Source organism: Methylobacterium sp. E-025, from assembly GCF_022829705.1.
Taxonomy (GTDB): domain Bacteria; phylum Pseudomonadota; class Alphaproteobacteria; order Rhizobiales; family Beijerinckiaceae; genus Methylobacterium.
Genome location: NZ_JAKSYR010000054.1, coordinates 1 through 18338, shown reverse-complemented (window position 1 = coordinate 18338; position 18338 = coordinate 1). Strand labels below are relative to the sequence as shown.

Here is an 18338-nt window from a genome sequence, read left to right as displayed (position 1 = left end):
TGGGCCGTCTGCACCTCAATCTGACGCAGCTTGAGCACGACCTGCTCCGCGTTCGTCTTCTGGCCTCGCCGCATGTCCAACTCCTTTGGTCCTGGCTGATCCTCTCAATCAGCCCGGTCCAAAGCCAGCCGGTCAGGCCAGGGGCTCGGCGTGAACCGTCCCCGGCAAAAGGCAAAGCGCCGTCGTCTCGGGAAATGATCCCGATTGACTCCCGGCGGGAGCTATGATATCTGGGGGGCAGCTCTGCGGTCCCCGGACCTCACTCGATTTCGACGGCCTCACCCTTGCCGGGGTGGGGCCGTTGGCGTTTTGGGCTTAGGTCTTTCTCGCGGCCTTGATCCCTTATTCCAGCCGGCTCACGACTCGCCACAGGGCGCGCACAGGCCGGACATGGCATGTCGGCTGGGTGACACCGTTAAGTCAACGTTGCGGAGTGGATCGTCACTGGCGTCGTTGGCGGTTGATGCAGCCGACATCGAGCATGGTACGAGAGCAAGCGTCCGGCCGTAGGGCTGCGTCGTCCTTAATCGCGATCGGATCAGCCAATGCGCCGCTTAGCCCTTATCGCTTATTGCCTCGCCGTTTCCGTCCCGACCGTGGCAATGGCGCAGTCAGCAGCCAAACCAGCTGCCCCGGCCGCCACGCTTGATCCTGCGACGCTGAAGGCGGCGCGCGAGGTCGTCGCGCAGATGCAGGGGGATCGTACCGCGCTGCTGAACGCGATGGCGGCACCCATGGTCGGCATGATGCAGCAGATTGGGGTCAAACAGCAGGATCAGGCCCAGGCCCTGGTCCAGGAGGTGGTGCTGCCCACCCTCACGGCACACTTCGACGAGCTGCTGGACATCCAGGCACGCGGCTTCGCTGGGGCCCTCGGCAAGGACGACCTGCAGGTTATCGCCGCGTTCTACGCCACCCCGACCGGCAAGCGTCTGGTCGCTGCCCAGCCCCAACTCGCGCAAGCGCAGCTCGTAGGAACGCAGCAGTGGATGCAGTCGGTGACGCCTGAGATGCAAGGCAAGCTGACCAAGGCGATCCAGGCCCACGGGTGGGGATCGGCCGGACCGACGAAAGCGCGCTGACGGCCCGGTAACGAGGGCGGCCGCATCGCCATGATCCGATCCGAACTAGTCCGGCGCCTCGCCGACGCGAACCCGCAACTCTACGCGAAGGACTGCGAGGCCGTGGTCGATGCCATCATAGGCCGGATCGCAGACGCCATCGCGGCCGGCGATCGTGTCGAGTTGCGTGGGTTCGGCTCCTTCACTGTCGTGGAGACGCGGGCACGGATGGGGCGTAATCCGCGGTCCGGCGCCTCCGTTGCCGTCGAGGCCAAGGCCAAGTTGTGCTTCAAGGCCGGCAAGGACATGCGGGACCGGCTGAACCCGGAGGCGAGGGCGACGACACCGTGAGCGACGACCTATTCTATGAAGGCGCCGAAGCACTCCGCGCAATCGGCCGGTAGGCTGAACCGACCGGTGACGATCTGAGCCTGTAGCTGGTCAACGGCCACAAGAGCAGCGCCGGCGAACTGATCGCGCTGACACTCTATATGGACCGATCGAGGGGCCGGAGCGGGCGCAGTGAGCCGAAGTTGAGGACGGCGGAGTAGCGCCACTCTTGGGACTGGGGATCACGGCTGATCGGGCTTGGGAGCCTTCAGACGCTCGCGCGCATCAAAACCAAGGTAGGGCTCCGCTAAGATAGCCTCACGCCCTTCGCGGTCTGCGATTTCCCAAAGCCGGATCAGGTTTTGAAGGTAGGGCGGGACGCCGCCATTCTTCTTCCCAGTCAGCCCCTCCGACACAGCAGTCTCAGTTCTCCCAGCGAGCTTCGCAAGCTTCGCCTGCGAGAGCCCAGCGCGTCGAGCACGGATCTGCCAAGGATCATTTTTCACGGCAGATACGAATATCGCCCATAGGGACGGCGTACAATCCACCAGACTGAATGCGATCCCGCGCAGGATTGATGCGCTGATATGGCCGCACCCTACGGCTCACTCGCTAAGAACGATGTGGAATAGAGGCGCTAGGCTGTATCTCCAGGCGAATTTGTCATCTTTTGATCAGTCTCTTTGGAGACAAAAATATAATAACTTTTATTCGGAAAAATGTGAAACTTTCCGTATCGCCTGTACGTCCTATCACTGTTTCGTACATCGAACGTTCAAATAGGAGAAACCAATGCATTCTAAGTTTTTGGCTTTTGCCACGCTGATTGTAGCAGTTTCGCCTACGCTGGCGCAGGAAGCGCAGCAGCCTGAAGTCACAGTCGAACAGAGGAAATTGACGAGTGACGAGAAGGCCGCTCAGATCCGCGTATTGATCGAAAAGGCTAGGATCAGACAACAGGCGGTTGATCGGAAAAACGAAACCATGTGGTCGCGATGGACGTACGCTGTTTGCATTGGCTGCGGGCCATTTGATAAACACGCTCGGGTAGTGTTCACGAACCCGCTGCGCGTTCTTGCTGGCATACGTGCGGCTGATGATGATGAAAGGCAACGAGCATCAGGGCTCATTAGCCATCTATAGATAGTTAATGTCCATTTAATATCGTATTTTCATACCGCACTTCCCATCTATTTTTACCAAAGAAATACCTTGAAGAAAATCATTGATAAATGCCGCTCATGCGGAATTACGATAAATATACTTTTTGGCGAAGGGTGTGCCATCACGCGCGTGAAACACACGGATCGTTTACAGCACTGTAACTGTATGTCTGAACAAAAATGTCCAATGGTGATCTTATCGATGGCTGCGCATGACTGTGAGCCAATGCCGCTGAACGGATGTCGCCCAAACACCTCGCATCAGCTTCAATCCATAGTGGATAGCAAAGAATCGAAGCCAAGCTGTTCGGCGTGATCCGCGTCGACTACTGCGGCCGCCTTATAATCAACGCCCGCCGCGTCGAGGCATCGGTGATACCTGGATCCGATACGGTGAAACAGATCTTTCGGCGGGACCGGCCGGGGTGCCCCGTTGGCGTGCCGGTGTGGTGGGCCGGGCCGTAGGCAGCAGGCCCGTCCCCCCGATCTGATCACGGGGTGACGGGTGCTTCGTCTATCTCACCAGCGAACCGGTCCTGAGCCCGGCTTGAGGGTAAGGTGCCTCTGATCGGTTACCGGCGGGTCAACGATGTCCCGCTCGTGATCCGGCTCCCACTCGGCACCCTACCTCAGTGCTGACGCGCTCTCGCGATTGAGCCTCTTGCGTCGATCCCGGCTAGCGTTGACTCGGGCGCGAGGGATTGGCGATGCAAACCGCAGGGGTAAGGGTTTCGGTGCTGGCGTGGTCGGCCGGCGTCCGGCGAAATCGCAGAGTGCGGAAGGGAGCCAAGTCCGTCGCATGGTTTCTGGCTGACTGGCCTGGCTTCGCTACGGCCGGGTGTCGGGCGACCGATGCCGAGATCGGCGTGGAACTCGATCTGAAAGAGAACACGATCAAGAACGCGGTGCTGCTCCTGCGCGCGCTGGGCCATGTCGCTTGGGATTGGCGGACGATCCGGGGCGTGGAGGTGCGAACGATCCGCCCAGCGGTTGCAGCTCGCCAAGCTTACATTATCGAGCAGGCTGAAGCGGAAGAGGCCGACAAAGCCCCGTCAACGCCGGCCGAGCAGGAGGCTGCCAGCACCGAGGGAGAGTGCTCGCCCGCTGCCATGCCGGCTCGGACCAAGCGTCCAGCGCTTCCAACCTACATGCTGCCTCCGGATCGGCAGATCCAAAAGGCGAAGGGCTTCGCTCATCGCCTACCTTGGACCAGCCCTCTTCGCTGCTCCGCGGACTGCGGACGGCAGGCAACGTTCATCTGCGCCGATGGGGGCGACGTATTTTGCTATGCGGATCGCGGCTGCGCGAACGCTCCTGTAGTCCTCGCCCAGTTCGGGATCGGTCCTGAGGCCCAGGCGGGTGGCCGGACCAGCTATGGCGATTTTCGAGGCTCCTAAGCACCCTCAGATGCATGCGGTCCGAGACGGTTTCTCGGCGCATGTAACAGGGGGCGACGATGTCCGATCGGAACGTCGAAACACCGACGCAGACGCCGGAAACCGAGCGCGCCTACTACAAGCGGGGGCAGTCCCTATTCGTGCGAGCGACCCGCGAGACCGGAGTTGATCCCCTTACGCCGCTCGCCTTGGTGATGTGGTTCCTGGCTGCGCATGGGAGGTGGTCCAGCCGACGGTCCGGGTCTATCGTGCCTCGATCCGTGCCTTTCTCTGGCGCCTCCTTCAAGAGAACCCCAACCGTGCCGGGCTCATCCTCCCAGCTTTAGATCTCCTTGCGACGGTAGCCGACCCTCTGTCCCAACGCCTTGTCGCTCCAGAGCAGACGGTGCGATCGAAGCTCACCAGCGCGAACAAGCGGAAGCATCTAACGGAGGCCCAGGCCGACGCCATCGACCGCGTGCTTGCGAGGCTCGGGCATCAGTACGCGGCTCTCGCTCGCGGCTACCTCCGGAACACATGCCGGCTGGGCCTGCGTCCGAGCGAGTGGCCAACTGCGCGGCTGGTCGGGCGGCACCTCGTCGTCCGGAACGGCAAGAACACGAACGGCCGCGCCAACGGTGAAATCCGTATCCTCGTCTTGGACGAGTGGCTGCCCGAGCGCATCGAGATCCTGGACAGCTTCATCGCAGCCCTTGGGTGGTTCGTGAAGAAACACGGGTGGGACAGGGTCCACGCCGGCATCCGCCGGGCGCTGCGTGCAGCCTCGATCGCGACCGGTATCCCGAGCCTCGTTCGCCGGCCAGTCACACCCTACACCTGCCGGCACGTCGCGGCGGCCAGGCTGAAGGCCGTCACGGACAGGGCCGAGGTCGCAGCGATCATGGGGCACGCGACCGACGAGACCGCCAGCATCCATTATGCCCCGCGCTCGGCCGCGAAGGGTTGGCAGCCGATCCAGACGCGGGCCGCGGCCGGCGCCACGGCGTCGATCCGCCGGACCTACAGAGAGGTGCCCGAGCGTTTCAGCTCTCCCCGAGAGGGGAACGCCCCTTCGATGAGACCGGGGGCGTAGCCCGCACGGTCGCATCACCTCAACAAGGCAAGGATCTCGTCGTCGGTAGGGAGGCGGCTCGGCCCATGCCGCAGGGTATCGATCCACTCATCGATCTCGTTGCGGTCCCATCGGATGACGCCATGGCCGAGGTCGATCGCCTGGGCACCGCAGACCCGCATGAACGTCGGCAGGGACATGCTGCATTAGTCCGCTCCCCGCTCCGCCCCGTGAACGATCTGCTGCAGCAGCGAAGGAAGCGGAAGGCCGTACTCGTCCAGCAGGAAGGCGGCGCTGAGTAGCGCCCGGATATGTGGCTCCGGGACTGGCCGACTCATGATCTGCGCGTCCAGCACCTGATCCGCGAGGAGGCCGGCGAGGCGGGACAGTTCGGGCAAGCGTTCAGATGAGGCGATCATGTCTCACGATCCCGAAGCTGGGTAGCGGCTCCTACCGATCATAGAGCATCATTCTCGGCACAGGCCCGCAATGCGATGCGCCCGGCTTCAGTGATCTCCCATTCCCGCGAGCCATCATCGGCGGTGGCCCCAGTCAATACGGCGTACCCGCGCTTTTCGAGCTGAACGAGCCTGTGCATCGACGTGCTGTAGAACCGCGGCCCTTGGGTCAGAAGGGTCAGCGTGTAGTGCAGGCTCGGAATTAGCTTGTCCTTCCGGGCTGGTCCCCTCACGGCGCCTTCTGCTCCCGAAATCGAATGCCGGCGCCACTACTGTTCTCATGCTGGTGCTTCCGATCGCCCCGCGGCGAGGGTGGAGCCCTGTTGCCCTGCCGGAACTCGATCAGCGCATCGGCAACGCTCTTCGTTCGAGGTGCAGGCGCCTTCAGACCATCAATCTAGGAGTCCAAATCCTGACGGTCAAACCGATCTAGACGCCTATCTCCAAAATCGATTGGGCTCACCGAACACCGCGCTGCGAAAGCTGCTGCCGACAGACCGCAGTACGCTGCAGCCTGTGTTTTGGTGAGAAGCCGAGTGGCGGGTAAGGGCACGCGACGTTCTCTCATGGGCTACCAGTACCCCCATCGCGATCCTTCCGCCCTGTGAACCAGAAGACGAGGAGTGCGGCTGCAATCGTAACAACTGCGGCAGCGATCATGACGAGGAGGAAGGGATCGTCGATCATGGTCTGCCTTTCAAGCTGTCGACCTTCACGACGCCTGCCACGCCCGGAACCAATGCCGGCATGTTCAAAGGCGGCAATTATATTGTTCTCAACCTAAATACTCAGCCTGCCTGGCCCCGAACCAAACGAAAGTTGGCCGGTTGGGGCCTTATGGAAAAACAGCCCTCCAGCTCCGACGGCCCGGATGCGAGGTTGCGCCAGAGAATGGCGCTCAACCTCATGCTGGACGAGTTCGCCATAGATGCGCTGGCCCAGGCGTTGTCAGTGCTGCGAGAAGCGGATGACCCCGACGTACCCAATCTGGAGCACGCGGTCCGAACCCAACGTATCAGCATCATGAAGCAGCGTGCGATCTTCGGTGCAGCCGGGATCGCCGTCTGATGGAACAGCAGCCTCTCTACATCGTCCGCGGGACAGCCAAAAACGGGACCGTCACCTACAAATGCCCGACACCTGAATGGGCGGTGCGCAAATATCGCGACCTGACTGCACGCAATCTAACCGATGTCGAAATTACAGGGCCAGGAGGACAGTCGTTGAGCCTCGCCGATCTGGAGTCCGTATCGAACGAGGCAGCTGTCCCAATGGCTCGCGCTGCAGCTACACACGTATGAACCGGTACCGAGATCCGCATCGTAGCTCTACCGCGTAGCGCCGCGGTCATTCAATTTACCCCTCCGCGCCGCCGTCGTTCTTGCTCGTGAGTTGATCCGGGCGCAGGCCCTCGTCCACCTTGGCGCCCTTCCGCTCCCGGAACCGGATACCGGCACCGCCCCCGTTCTCCGGGATGAACTCCAGGCCGGCGGCTTCGAAAGCCTGAGTAAGGACGGTCAAGGTAGCTGCGCGTGGCGCTGCACCTTCCGTTTCGAACTGGCGCACGGTCACGACGCCGACGCTTGCAGCCTTCGCGAGGTCCGCCTGTGTCCAATTCAGGAGGCCGCGTGCGGCCCGGCATTGTGAAGGGGAGATCATGGTCGCCAATATGGCGAAACCATCGAATTTCGACAAGAGCAATTAAAAGAGCTTGATCCGTCCAAAAGCATCGCTTATAGATTGATCCATCGAAAAACGACGGATCGCCCCAATGCGCTTCGTCAACCTCATCCCCGCCTCGCACATCGCCCGCAGCGCCGACCCGCGCCTGACCGCCAACGCCCGCCGCGCCGTCATCACCGCGAAGGCTGCCATCGTTGCCGCCACCGAGAGCGCCAAGCGGTTCGATCGCACTGAGGCGCTGGTGAACCGGGACGGCACCTTCAACCGCTCGGCCATCATGCGCGCCGCGATCCTCTCCGCTCAGGCCCGCATGGAAGTGACCGGCGACGCCTGGGGCGTGTGCATGTCCTACGCCCTCAAGGGCGCCTGGGCCGCCGCCAAGGCGTCCCGCCCCTACCGCGCGCACTGAGGGCCGGACCGATGGCCGCCGACCTCATCCGATCCCCCGCCGTTCGCCTGCTGCACGCCCGGCAGGATCACGCGACCTGCCTGCGCCTCGCGGCCTCCTACCGCCACCGCATTGCGGCCGGCGAGACCGATCAGCGCGAGGCCCATGCCTGGGCGCTCGGCAACGCCCGCCGCTGGCGCCTCGTCGCCGCCGAACTGAGCGAGACGCGCTGATGGCCGACCTCTCCCGCCGTGGCCTCCTCGGCGCCTTCCTCGTCCTTGTGTCGTCGCGGGTGCCGGCTATGGCCTCCGACCGGGTGCTGCCGGCGATCCGCTGGGCCGAGAAAGCCGATGCTGCCTATTCCGCCTCAGGGCGTGTCGCGGCGGATCTCGCCGCCGCCGGTCTGCCGATGCCCGCCGGCTGGCGCGCATACAGGGCTTCCCTGGCCCATGTCCGCCGGCTTGCCCGCCTCGACCTCTACGCCCTGACGCCGACCACGCCTGAGACCGCCGCGGCGCTGGCCGCCTACCACACCGCCCGCGGCGAGCGTGCTGGTAGCGCAGGTGCCCGACGTGCAGCCCGTCGCCGGCTCCGCAAGGTTGTTCGCCCGGCCGGGTTCCGTGTCGCCGCCCCACCTAGGCGCTGGCGCGCGGCGTCCGTCAGCCGCCGTGAGCGCCGAGATGATCCGATGAGGAAGCAGGATGAGCTCTCCTTCGAAGCGCGGTCAGCAGATCGCTCGGCGGCCGATACCGCCGGACGCCTTGGCGTATCGAGTTCCGGACGCCGCCACGATGATCGGCGTGTCCAAGTCCAAGGTGTGGGCCATGATCGCAGCGAACGAGCTGCCGGCGCGCAAGATCGGCGCAGCGACCGTGATCCGACACGAGGACCTGAAGGCGTTTATCGACGCGACCAAGCCTGTCGTTCGGCATACCCCGTGATGTCGATCGAGCCGCGCCAGCCGCCGTAGCCGGCGCCGTTCTTCTCCCCTTCGCCTTCCCTGCCTGCCTGCCCTCACGAGCCCTCTGGAGCCCGACCGATGACGCACGTCCATTTTTCCCGATTTTAGTCAGCCCCTGCGTTCCATCTCCCTCGACGCGGAGCGCATCCCCTTCCACGCGGACCCCATCCTCGCGGCGATCGAGCGGCATTCCGAGGCGTGGAGCCTGTTTCAGGTCGCCCCCAACGGCGAGACCTCGATGCGCGCCGAGGACGATGCGGACGCCGCGCTGATGGCGCTGCTCGGCACGCCCTGCGCGACCCGCGCCGGTATGCTCTGCCTCGTCCGTCATCTGCGCTGGTTCGCTGCCGAGGAAGCGCCGAACGCTGCCAGCCAGGGCGATGCCTGGGCCATCGCACACGCCCGCGAGGCCGACCTGTCCCGCTGCCTGGGCGTGGAGCCGGTCCAACGCCCGCCCCTGGCCCTGCCGTCCGGCCGGCTGATCGGGCCGACGATCAACCTTCGCCCGGCGCCGACGCCTCCCGCAGCGCATCCGGGACTGTCTACCGTGGAGGCCGAGTTGACGGCCCTCGTTGCGGAATATGAGGGGTTCGCTCGCGTCAGCGATGAAGCCATGGCCCGTGAGGATGATGCCGGCTTGCCGCTGCCCGAGAACCTAGAAAACGCGATTGATCGGGTCCGCCATTTCGCGAACCTGGGACGCGAGGATACCGTGCGGCATGTCATGGCCCTTCCGGCGACTACGCTTCTCGGCTTCGGGCTCAAGGCTCAGATCCTAGAGCACGATGCAGGCGCGGCCTGGGATGGGAGCGACGCGGACACAGACACCGCACGGTGCCGGGCGCTTCTGCACGGGCTGATCGCGGCTGCCGGGCTCTCGCCGATCCCGCGTGTTGACGTGACCCCCGATGAAATCCGCGGCTGGCTCGCGGACCCCGAAACCGCTCCCGGCGCATCCCGCGTGAAAGCCTGAGCTATGAGCAACGTCATTACCTTCCGCCCGCGCGCTACCGTGGCGCAGGTCCCTCCGGCCCCGTCGCCGGCCGAGACCCGGCGCATGATCGAGGAAGCGGCACAGAGCGCTCTCGACACCGCGGACAGCCTGCTCGCGATCCTCGACCGCATAGACGGGGATGCGGACATCGAGGGCGACGGGGAGGCGGAACCCTCGCTCGCCGCCCCTGAGAACCACCACGTCAGTCAGGTCGTGTGGATGCGCGGGAACGATGCGGACCGGGAGGCAGAAGCACCGGAGGTCGTGCTGCCGGTCGTGGTAGCTGAGTGCGCGGTGATCCCGTTCGCTCCCCTGCCCTGGGGCGGCCGGGGCAACATCCTCACCGTTGCTGGCGTAGCTTTGCTCGACATGGTGGCGGGAGGCGTTCGTTAATGCGGCGCCCTCAGCCCTTCTTCTTGTAAGCCTCGATGGCGTTCCGGCATCCAGGCGAGAGCTTGGACATGTTCCTGTTGAAGCAGGCGCGCGTCTCAGGGCCGTCCTCAGGCGGCAACCCGGTGCATAAGGTTGCGAAATCGCCAGCGCAGAGCAGCTGCATGGCGGCCTTATCCTCGGGGGACACCGGAGCGGCCATGGTCGTGCTCGCTGTGAGCGCGGCAAGCACGAAGCCGACCCCAAAACGTACCAGCATCAGGTTCTCCCGAGACACCCGGTGATCCGGGTCTGAGGCGAGAACCACACCAGATGCCCCATGGTTGCGCTTGGGGAAGCCCTGTTCCATCTCGCTTTGCTAGCGTGGTCAGGGTCCAGCAATGTCATCTCGACCGCCGGCGTGGCGTTCTTGAAGATGGTGGCGGGACGCTGATATCACTGAGCTGTCGGGGGCCAGCGAGGGCAGTGCTCCTACTGCTCCCTCGAAATGCTCGCGACCACGTGGGGCATATGCCGGAAGACCCTCGGCCTGGTTCGCCAGGATACGTTCTCGAAGCGCAACGGCACGTCGGGCAATCGCCCCAGCATCGCAACGGCGGCAGGGTCCACCACGGCCGCGGGCCTGACAGTTGGTAGGGTGTTGGCATGAGGGACGTGGCATTGCGGCCAGGATAAGCAATTCGAGGCCAGTATCACCCCCCCTCCCCGTGCACGGTAGCGGAACTCGTGGTGATGTAGCTGGCAGGATCGTGTTGTCGTAGCAGCTAGGCTCATGTTTGCGCCGTCATTGCCTGGAGCTAAGCTCCTGACAGGTTCCTCCCCCGAACCGTTCTCAACACACCCCGGCGCGCTCTTAACCCCGACGCGCCGTTTTCGTTGGCGTGACCATGGGAGGAGCGTACCGTCCCACCACGAACCGCCAAGGGATGGTCGATGCGACGCTTGGAAAGCTGGATAGCCCTTGAGGCTGAGGCGCTAACTGATCGGATCGAGGCTCACCGAGCCGAACACGCCGCGATTACTAAGGCATCCCGCGCGATTTTTAAGGCGTCTCAGACGGTCATTGAACGAGCGGCAGTTCGTGCCGCCACGTCCCGCAAGCTCCTGGCGCCGCGATCCCGCAATAAGGGCTGATGCGGTCAGGTAGGCTTGCTACCTAGTACCACATCATCGCAGCTCGCCCGGCTTGCATACCCGACCGTGGCGCGGCTGTGAGGGACGGCTCGATAGCACGATAGCGAAGTGTCAACCTGTCAAGCCGTCAACAGGCCAAGACATCGAGACGGGCCTACGTCTTGTGACCATGCCGTCTCAGGACATCGCGGATCGCGTCCTCCGCGAGGGCCTGGGCGGTGGTGTCCTGATCCAGGGCGATCTGTCGAAGCGCTTTGCGCTCGGCCGGCGTCATGCGAACGATGATCTGCACCCGCGCGTCAGTTCCCTTGGCGGCTTTCGCTGGCTCGGCGGGCGCTTGGACTGGGCTATCGGCTTCGGGCGGCGCCACCTTGCGGGCGAGGCGATCCGAGAGGCTGGTGAGCGGCTGGCGTTCGCTGGTCATAGGCCCTGCCCTTTCATGGTCTCTTGAACCTCGTGCCATAGCGCCAGCATTTCTTCTGCGGCGCGCCCGTTCGGTTCGAACTCGTTGACCGTCTGCCCGCCGATGACGGCGTGAGACATCGCCACCCGCTGTGAGACCACGGATCGAGCAACGGTCGCCCCCATCCGGGTCAACGTCTCGCGCGCCTCAGCGACGATCGCGGGCTCGCTAGCGCCGGTCCGCGGAGACGCATGGTTGATGATGGCAAGCAGCACTGTGCCGACGCGTCGGGATAGATCGAGCGTTGCGGCCACGGCCGCGAGATCGAACGGGCCAGGTCGCGTTGGGACGATGACGAGATCGGCGACACGCATGGCATCGGCGATCGAGTTCTCTGCATGCGGCGGCGTGTCGATAATGCTGTAGGCCACGCCCTCGGCTTCAGCCGCCGGCAGGATCTTGGCAAGCTCGCGAGCCTCGCACTCGACCATGGCCGGCGTGTCGCCCTGTCGTAGATCCCACCACCATTTCAGCGACCGCTGCGGATCAGTGTCGAACAGGAGGACCGGCTTGCCCGGCCCGGCCGCAATGACGCTCAAGTGTGTCGCGAGCGTCGTTTTGCCGACGCCTCCCTTTCGGGCCGCTATCGTGATGGTTCGCATTCTCGCCGTCCTGCCGCCTCGACGCCGAGACTGAAAGGCGTCTGCTTAACAGTCCGTCAAGCCGGATCGACGCCACGACGCATCGACGGCTCCCAATCACGCTGTCTTGACCGCTAGCCCCTCTGCTATCCTTAGGCATGGACGTTTCGACGTTGAGACAGCTTGCTATCAAGATGTCATTAGTTTAAGTTCCGATAACGGTCATTCTCGGAAGTTTCAGCCGGTAGGCAGTCTCAATGACAGCGATCGTTCTGATAGATGGGACCAGCGGTGAGCGCTTTCCGATGAAGCCGGACTATGGCTCACCGTGCAACGGTTGCGGCTACTGCTGCGCAGCCGAACCGTGCGCCATTGCGCTCGAACATATCCCCGATCATCCAGCCGAGGGCGCGTGCCAAGCGTTGGAATTCGAGGACGGTCAGTTCCTCTGCGGCATGATCCGCCGGCCGGGCCACTACATGGGCCTTCCGAACGATTGGGCGGACGACGTGCTGGGCGACATGATCGCGACGGCCCTCGGGGCCGGAAGGGGATGCGATGCGGAGTTCTGCCCCCCCGATGCAAGCCGTCGCGGTTCTGCCCCTCGCCGGGGGCAACCTGTCGGCCGAAGCGCTCGCCCTGGTGCGTGACTATCAGCGCGCCTCGAAGGCCAAGGCCACGGTCCGCGCCTATAAGTCGGATTGGGCGGCCTGCACGGCCTGGTGCGGCAGGCATGGCGTGTCCTCGCTGCCGGCGGCGCCCGAGACGGTGGCGGCATCCCTCTCGCACGAGGCGGCAGCCGGGCGGGCCTCGTCCACGATCGGCCGGCGGCTCGCGGCCATCGCCTACGCGCACAAGCTCGCTGACCTCCCCGACCCAGGCACGCACGAGACGGTGCACGCGGTCATCAAGGGCATCCGACGCCGGCCCGACATGGAGATCCGCCAGAAGACCGCCGCGACGGCCGAGGTGCTGGCAGCCATGCTCTCGCACGCCCCGCCTGGGCTCGCCGGCAAGCGGGATCGAGCGTTGCTCGGGCTCGGGTTCGCAGGCGCCTTCCGCCGATCAGAGTTGGCCGCGCTGCTGGTCTCCGACCTGACCGACCACGCTGATGGCCTGCGCGTGCTAATCCGGCGCTCGAAGACAGACCAGGAGGGCAGGGGAGCAGAGAAGGCGATCCCGCACGGTCGGCACGTTCGGCCGGCGGCTCTGCTGCGGGACTGGCTCTCGGCTGCTGGCATCACGGACGGGCCGGTGTTCCGACCAATCTCCCGGTCAGGTCGGATCAGGGCCGAAGCCCTGACGGATCGCAGCATCGGGGACATCGTGAAGCGGTATGCCGGGGCGGCCGGGTTCGATCCGGCGGCGTTCGGCGGTCACAGCCTGCGCGCCGGGTTCGTAACGACGGCGGCCGAGCGTGGAGCCGACCTCGCGCGCATCATGGAAGTGTCAGGCCACCGCGACCCCCGGACCGTCCTCGGGTACGTCCGCCGGGCAAACGCCTTCAAGGATCATGCGGGGAGCGGGTTCTTATGACCAATTCACGATCTTGAACAAGGCCCACTTCACGCGGCGAGGTGATTAGATACTAGAACTTCGTGTTGGTGGTCTGCCTATAGATATTAAAACATGCTCTAGGCCGCCAGCGAAGCCTCGCGCACCTTAGCGGTTGACTGATTGACCTGCTCGGCCGCTTGCGCAATTGCATCTATTCCGCTCGCGAGACTAGCGGCACCATGGGAGGCTGTCTGCATAGAGATTGACATCTCTCGCGTCACCGCTGACTGCTCTTCCACCGCCGCCGCGATCGCCGATGAAACCTCATCCAGCTTACTGATCGTGCCCCCGATAGTACCGATGGCATCTACCGCCCGCTGTGTCGCCCCTTGCGTAGCACCGATCTGCTGTCGGATCTGATTGGTGGCCTTGCTGGTCTGTTCCGCAAGTTGCTTGACCTCCTGCGCTACAACCGCAAAGCCCCGTCCAGCCTCCCCAGCACGCGCAGCCTCAATGGTTGCGTTCAGGGCTAAGAGGTTGGTTTGACTAGCGATTGCCTGAATAAGTGCGACTACTTCACCGATACGGGTAGCCTGCTCGCTCAAGCCTGCCACGATCGTGCCGGTCTCCTGTGCCTGCTCGACCGCCTGTCCTGCGATATGCGAGGCTTGCTGTACCTGCTGACTGATCTCCGACACGGAAGCCGACAGCTCTTCCGCGCCTGCGGCAACCACCTGAATGTCGCCCGAGACTTGATGAACCGTCCCGGCAGCGACCACCGCTCGCTCAGTTACGGCATGCACGGCTTCGCTGATCACATTGAGATCATTGCTAATGACAAGCGCCTTCTCAGCTCGCCGCCGTCGTTCGTAAACCTGATCAGTCACGTCGGTAGCAAACTTGACCACTTTGACTAAACGTCCGTCATCGTCACGTATCGGATTATAAGTCGCCTGAATGAAGATCTCGCGTCCACCTTTCGCAATGCGGCAATATTCCGCTGCTTGATACTCGCCACGTCCAAGTGCGGCCCAGAACATCTCGTAGGCCAGCGTCTCGCGTTCGGCGTGATTGACAAAAATGCGGTGGTGCTTTCCCTGGATCTCGCTCAGCTCGTAACCGACTGCAGACAGAAAGTTAGCGTTAGCGTCAAGGATGGTCCCGTCAGGGGTGAAGGCGATAACGGCCTGTGAGCGATGCAGAGCAGCGACCTGTCCGTTGGTATCAATGCTGCGTGCTTTCTGAGCCGTGATATCGGATGCAAAGACAACGATCCGGGCCGGCTTGCCGGTACGGCCGAGAACAGGGTTGTAGGAGGCAAGGATCCAAACTTCCTTGCCGCTCTTGGCGATCCGCTTGAACTCGCGGGTTTGTGGCTTGCCGGTCCGAAGGATGGCCCAAAATTCTTGAGTCTCGGCACTATCTCGCTCGGCCACTGGAAGTAGCAGGCTATGCGGCTTCCCGATTAGCTCCTCTCGACTGTAGCCGACGAGGTTGAGGAAGTTGGAGTTGGCCTCACGGATCGTGCCATCGAGATCGAGGTCGATGCATCCGCGTGAGCGGTTGATGGCAGCTGTCAGGGCGCGCAGCCGGGATAAGAACAAGGGCATGGATTTGCTCGGCGATAGGGTGACTTGGCGCTAGGAGAGCATTTGGATGATACGATCTGAAATATTCATTAATTTTTTTTATCGTGGCAACGTTTTTTGCATATCTATAAATAGGGACGAGGATGTTTATTACTTCTCCGCATAGCTCTGCGACCAAGGTATTTGCACTTATTGATCAAAACTACGTCAATATTTAGATTAGTGTTACGATCTATTATGCTGATACTCGCATTAGTGGCAAGGTGAACAATGCCCTAAGCCGTGCCTGATCCATCTCGGAGACGGCTAAGGTCGGCCCAGGTCGGGCGAACAGGTAGCCCTGCATCTGCTCGCAATGCAGCTCGCGCAGGATCGATAGCTGTTCGACCGTCTCGACACCCTCGACCGTCACCTGTAGGCCGAGGTTGTGACCAAGGTTTACGATCGCGCGAACAATCGCGAGTGTGTCCGCGTGCTGTCCAAGCCGTCGCACAAACGATTGATCGACCTTGATTTTGTCGAACCGAAACTGTTGCAAGTAGCTGAGTGATGAATACCCAGTGCCGAAATCGTCCAAAGCCAGACGCACGCCCAACCCGCGTAGGTCGGTAAGCACCTTTACAGCTTTCGCGGCATCCTGGATGAACACGCTTTCGGTGATCTCAACCACCAGCCGTGCAGGGTCGAGATTATGCCGCGCCAGCGCTGCCGCTACGGCCGCTGGAACGTCGGATTGCCGAAATTGGGTCGGCGAGACATTGACTGACACGCGCCATGGCTGCGGCCAAGCCGTTGCCGCCGCGCAGGCGGTGTCGATCACCCATTCCCCAATCTGCCCGATCAGATTAGCCTGCTCAGCGACTGGGATGAACTCGTTTGGAGAGACGAACCCGCGCTGCGGGTGCTGCCAGCGAATTAACGCTTCGAAAGTCTCGATTTCGCCGGTACGAGCGTTGACGATCGGCTGGTAGAACAGTCGCAGCTCGTCACGGGCGATCGCGCCGCCGAGTTCGTGTTCGAGCTGTCGAACCGCCTGCAGCTGCGCGTCCATCGATGCCTCGAAGAAACGTACTGCGCCGCGCCCCTCGTCCTTGACCCGGTACAGGGCGGTATCGGCGGCCCGCAGTAGAGTTTCAGCCGTGCTGCCATCGGCGGGATAGAGGGCGATACCGGCGGAGGCACCGATTTCGACGCGGTGATCGTCAATGCGGAATGGGCGACGTAGGCCAGCAATCAATCGTCCAGCAATTTCGGCGACCTGCTGGGGGGCGCGCGCACCGGTGAGTACCACTACGAACTCGTCACCGCCGACTCGGGCGAGGGTGTCGGTCGGACGCAGCTCGGTCAACATTCGTTTGGCTGCCTGAACCAGCAGGGCATCGCCGGCCGCGTGGCCGTACAGATCGTTGATTGCCTTGAACCGATCGAGGTCGAGACAGATCACCGCGACGCTGTTACCGTCTATGGCTGCTGCATCCAGGGCAGGGCCGAAGCGTTGCTCCAAGAGGTAGCGGTTGGGCAGATCGGTGAGGGCGTCGTGCAAGGCGAGATGGCGGATGCGTGCTTCGTCGCGCTTACGGTCGGTGAGATCGCGTAGGGCGACCGCGGTGGCGGGCTTGCCGCCGAACTCGATTGTGCGGCAGGACAGCTCGACCGGCACGCATGTGCCGACGGCGGTGCGGATCGCGAACTCCTCCGGACGCAAATCTTCGGAGCGGCAGCGTGTACGCCGCAGCAGCGCCGGCGCGTCGGCCTGAGCAAACAAGTCGAGCACCGGCTTTCCGATAATCTGATCGACCGGCATCGCAAACAGGCGGGTGCCGGCTTGGTTGACCTCCAGGACCCGGCCGTCGCGATGGATGAATAGCACCTCATGCGCGAGGTTGCTCAGCAGGCGCATACGATCGAGTTCGAGCAGCGCGCGCTGTGAGAGATGTTGTTGCAGCGTCATGGCTACGAGGCCGGCGATCAGCACCACGAGGCTGACGACGCCGACTGCCAGCGCAAGCGAGGTCGACCTGAGCACATAACTCTCGTCCGTCGGTAGTGCGATCGGCGCCACAGTGACGGCGGCCATGCCCGTGAAGTGCAGGCCACAGATCGCGAGCGCGAGCCATCCTGTGACTTCGATCTTGCGGCCAAGGCCACCGAGCGAACGGGCGCGTGCCAGGGCAAGAACGGACAACATGCTGCTAATCAGGATCGAGGCTACGACGTAGCTAGGATCGAAGAAAATGAAGCTGGAGGCACGCATCGCCCCGACCCCGATGTAGTGCATGCCGGTGATCGCTAGAGCGAGCACGGTACCGGCCAGCACGATCCCGAGTAGGCTCGGGGATGAGCGCCGCCAAAGGATCAAGGCAGCCAGGGTTCCGATGGTGGCTACAACCATCGAGGCTACGGTGAGGTTTAAATCGTAGGCGATGTGAGCCCCGGGAAGGAAGGCGAGCATGGCGACGAAGTGCAGGGACCAGATGCTACCTCCGAAGATGACCGCAGCTGAAATTAGGGCTCGCGATGTCGCGCTAGACGCCCTATCGACCCGCGCCATCAAGGCGACGGTAGCGAAGCACCCAAGTGCGCAGATGAGCGCCGAGAGAGCGACAAGGCGCAGGTCGTGTTGCTGCGCAACGCAGGTGAGGACGCGGATCATTGATGCTTCAATCGCTGCGGGGTGATGCAACCGTAGGTATGCATAGTACCGCGCCAATAACTACCGATTGGTCAGCGCAACCATCGAATTAATACAATGGTTAATAAATAGTTAAATATTACTTAGAATTTTGCCTCTCTAATACTTGTTATCAAAGAAAAAATGTAATCAATGTGACAAATAAACATTTCTTATAAGATATACAATGAACATATCGCTATTTAAAAAATACGGACTTCGAGACGAATAATGAAGTGATTAGTCAAATTTATATCGTCAATAAAGTTTCACCCTGTCCCGGACTCAGCGGATTGGTTTGTCCGAGAATGTTGATAAATACAACGTCTATGATCAGCAGCTCAGCATCGACCACCTGATAGATGCAGGCAAACAGGCTGCCAACATTAGAGCGTTTTCGGTTTAATCTGGTCCGTATCCAGCGGCAGCGAAGAAGTTGGCGCACTCGTCAGGTGTGACGGTGTCGACGAGACGTCCGATGGCCGACCACAATCCCTCGACGGTTCGCTCGGCCGCTTTGCGTAGCA

The 18338-nt window shown here is 62.6% G+C and carries 21 protein-coding genes and 1 pseudogene; 12 read left to right on the top strand and 10 right to left on the bottom strand.

Annotated elements, in window-relative coordinates; all coding sequences use genetic code 11:
* From MKK64_RS04975 to MKK64_RS04965, 3 genes are all read left to right on the top strand, one after another.
* The coding region (locus MKK64_RS04975; protein ID WP_243932501.1) for a hypothetical protein at positions 1–227 on the top strand (227 nt) is incomplete at its 5' end.
* A gap of 318 nt (positions 228–545) precedes the next feature.
* The gene (locus MKK64_RS04970; RefSeq protein ID WP_243932500.1) at positions 546–1082 is read left to right on the top strand and encodes a DUF2059 domain-containing protein; all 537 of its coding nucleotides are present in this window, start codon (positions 546–548) and stop codon (positions 1080–1082) included.
* A gap of 30 nt (positions 1083–1112) precedes the next feature.
* Positions 1113–1412 carry an HU family DNA-binding protein gene (locus MKK64_RS04965; protein WP_243932499.1) on the top strand — a complete coding sequence of 100 codons (300 nt, stop codon included), beginning with the start codon at positions 1113–1115 and terminating at the stop codon, positions 1410–1412.
* A gap of 642 nt (positions 1413–2054) precedes the next feature.
* Here MKK64_RS04965 and MKK64_RS04960 read toward each other — a convergent pair.
* The gene (locus tag MKK64_RS04960) at positions 2055–2504 is read right to left on the bottom strand and encodes a hypothetical protein (RefSeq protein WP_243932498.1); all 450 of its coding nucleotides are present in this window, start codon (positions 2502–2504) and stop codon (positions 2055–2057) included.
* 916 nt (positions 2505–3420) lie between these two features.
* On the opposite strand from MKK64_RS04960, the gene MKK64_RS04955 reads away from it, so the two are divergent.
* Positions 3421–3951, top strand: coding sequence for a hypothetical protein (locus MKK64_RS04955; protein ID WP_243932497.1), 531 nt, complete (start codon positions 3421–3423; stop codon positions 3949–3951).
* A gap of 385 nt (positions 3952–4336) precedes the next feature.
* Positions 4337–5023, top strand: coding sequence for a hypothetical protein (locus MKK64_RS04950; protein ID WP_243932496.1), 687 nt, complete (start codon positions 4337–4339; stop codon positions 5021–5023).
* A gap of 14 nt (positions 5024–5037) precedes the next feature.
* Here the strand turns inward: MKK64_RS04950 and MKK64_RS04945 are convergent, their stop codons facing one another.
* Positions 5038–5202, bottom strand: coding sequence for a hypothetical protein (locus MKK64_RS04945; RefSeq protein WP_243932495.1), 165 nt, complete (start codon positions 5200–5202; stop codon positions 5038–5040).
* 6 nt (positions 5203–5208) lie between these two features.
* Positions 5209–5421, bottom strand: a complete 213-nt coding sequence (locus tag MKK64_RS04940) for a hypothetical protein (protein WP_243932494.1) — start codon at positions 5419–5421, stop codon at positions 5209–5211.
* Positions 5422–6207: 786 nt separating this feature from the next.
* Between MKK64_RS04940 and MKK64_RS04935 the strand changes: the two genes are divergently transcribed.
* Positions 6208–6528, top strand: coding sequence for a hypothetical protein (locus MKK64_RS04935; protein WP_243932493.1), 321 nt, complete (start codon positions 6208–6210; stop codon positions 6526–6528).
* 288 nt (positions 6529–6816) lie between these two features.
* Here MKK64_RS04935 and MKK64_RS04930 read toward each other — a convergent pair whose 3' ends face one another.
* Positions 6817–7161: a helix-turn-helix domain-containing protein gene (locus tag MKK64_RS04930; RefSeq protein WP_313898891.1), complete on the bottom strand. Its 345-nt coding sequence runs from the start codon at positions 7159–7161 to the stop codon at positions 6817–6819.
* A 70-nt stretch (positions 7162–7231) separates the two neighbouring features.
* Between MKK64_RS04930 and MKK64_RS04925 the strand changes: the two genes are divergently transcribed.
* The 5 genes from MKK64_RS04925 (at position 7232) to MKK64_RS04905 (ending at position 9879) form a co-directional block, all read left to right on the top strand.
* A complete protein-coding gene (locus MKK64_RS04925; RefSeq protein ID WP_243932491.1) occupies positions 7232–7552 on the top strand; it encodes a hypothetical protein in 321 nt (106 codons plus the stop codon).
* Positions 7553–7563: 11 nt separating this feature from the next.
* The gene (locus MKK64_RS04920) at positions 7564–7764 is read left to right on the top strand and encodes a hypothetical protein (RefSeq protein ID WP_243932489.1); all 201 of its coding nucleotides are present in this window, start codon (positions 7564–7566) and stop codon (positions 7762–7764) included.
* A gap of 468 nt (positions 7765–8232) precedes the next feature.
* A complete protein-coding gene (locus MKK64_RS04915; RefSeq protein WP_243932482.1) occupies positions 8233–8472 on the top strand; it encodes a helix-turn-helix domain-containing protein in 240 nt (79 codons plus the stop codon).
* Positions 8473–8730: 258 nt separating this feature from the next.
* On the top strand, positions 8731–9465 hold the full coding sequence (locus tag MKK64_RS04910) for a hypothetical protein (RefSeq protein WP_243932480.1): 735 nt from the start codon (positions 8731–8733) through the stop codon (positions 9463–9465).
* A gap of 3 nt (positions 9466–9468) precedes the next feature.
* Complete coding sequence (locus MKK64_RS04905) at positions 9469–9879, top strand: hypothetical protein (RefSeq protein ID WP_243932478.1); 411 nt, start codon at positions 9469–9471, stop codon at positions 9877–9879.
* Between the two features lie 10 nt (positions 9880–9889).
* Here the strand turns inward: MKK64_RS04905 and MKK64_RS04900 are convergent, their stop codons facing one another.
* The 3 genes from MKK64_RS04900 to MKK64_RS04890 all read right to left on the bottom strand — a co-directional run bounded on the left by MKK64_RS04900 (position 9890) and on the right by MKK64_RS04890 (position 12075).
* Complete coding sequence (locus tag MKK64_RS04900; RefSeq protein ID WP_243932471.1) at positions 9890–10225, bottom strand: hypothetical protein; 336 nt, start codon at positions 10223–10225, stop codon at positions 9890–9892.
* Positions 10226–11164: 939 nt separating this feature from the next.
* On the bottom strand, positions 11165–11434 hold the full coding sequence (locus MKK64_RS04895; RefSeq protein WP_243932469.1) for a ribbon-helix-helix domain-containing protein: 270 nt from the start codon (positions 11432–11434) through the stop codon (positions 11165–11167).
* Entirely contained in the window at positions 11431–12075 is a 645-nt protein-coding gene (locus MKK64_RS04890; RefSeq protein WP_243932467.1) for a ParA family protein, read from the bottom strand. Before MKK64_RS04890 ends, MKK64_RS04895 begins: the two co-directional genes overlap by 4 nt.
* 558 nt (positions 12076–12633) lie before the next feature.
* On the opposite strand from MKK64_RS04890, the gene MKK64_RS04885 reads away from it, so the two are divergent.
* Positions 12634–13590 carry a site-specific integrase gene (locus MKK64_RS04885; RefSeq protein WP_243932460.1) on the top strand — a complete coding sequence of 319 codons (957 nt, stop codon included), beginning with the start codon at positions 12634–12636 and terminating at the stop codon, positions 13588–13590.
* Positions 13591–13688: 98 nt separating this feature from the next.
* Here the strand turns inward: MKK64_RS04885 and MKK64_RS04880 are convergent, their stop codons facing one another.
* The 3 genes and pseudogenes from MKK64_RS04880 to MKK64_RS04870 form a co-directional block, all read right to left on the bottom strand.
* Positions 13689–15161 carry a PAS domain S-box protein gene (locus MKK64_RS04880; protein WP_243932453.1) on the bottom strand — a complete coding sequence of 491 codons (1473 nt, stop codon included), beginning with the start codon at positions 15159–15161 and terminating at the stop codon, positions 13689–13691.
* A gap of 214 nt (positions 15162–15375) precedes the next feature.
* Positions 15376–17793, bottom strand: coding sequence for an EAL domain-containing protein (locus MKK64_RS04875; RefSeq protein WP_243932451.1), 2418 nt, complete (start codon positions 17791–17793; stop codon positions 15376–15378).
* Between the two features lie 420 nt (positions 17794–18213).
* Positions 18214–18338, bottom strand: a pseudogene (locus tag MKK64_RS04870) (IS630 family transposase); the annotation flags it as partial.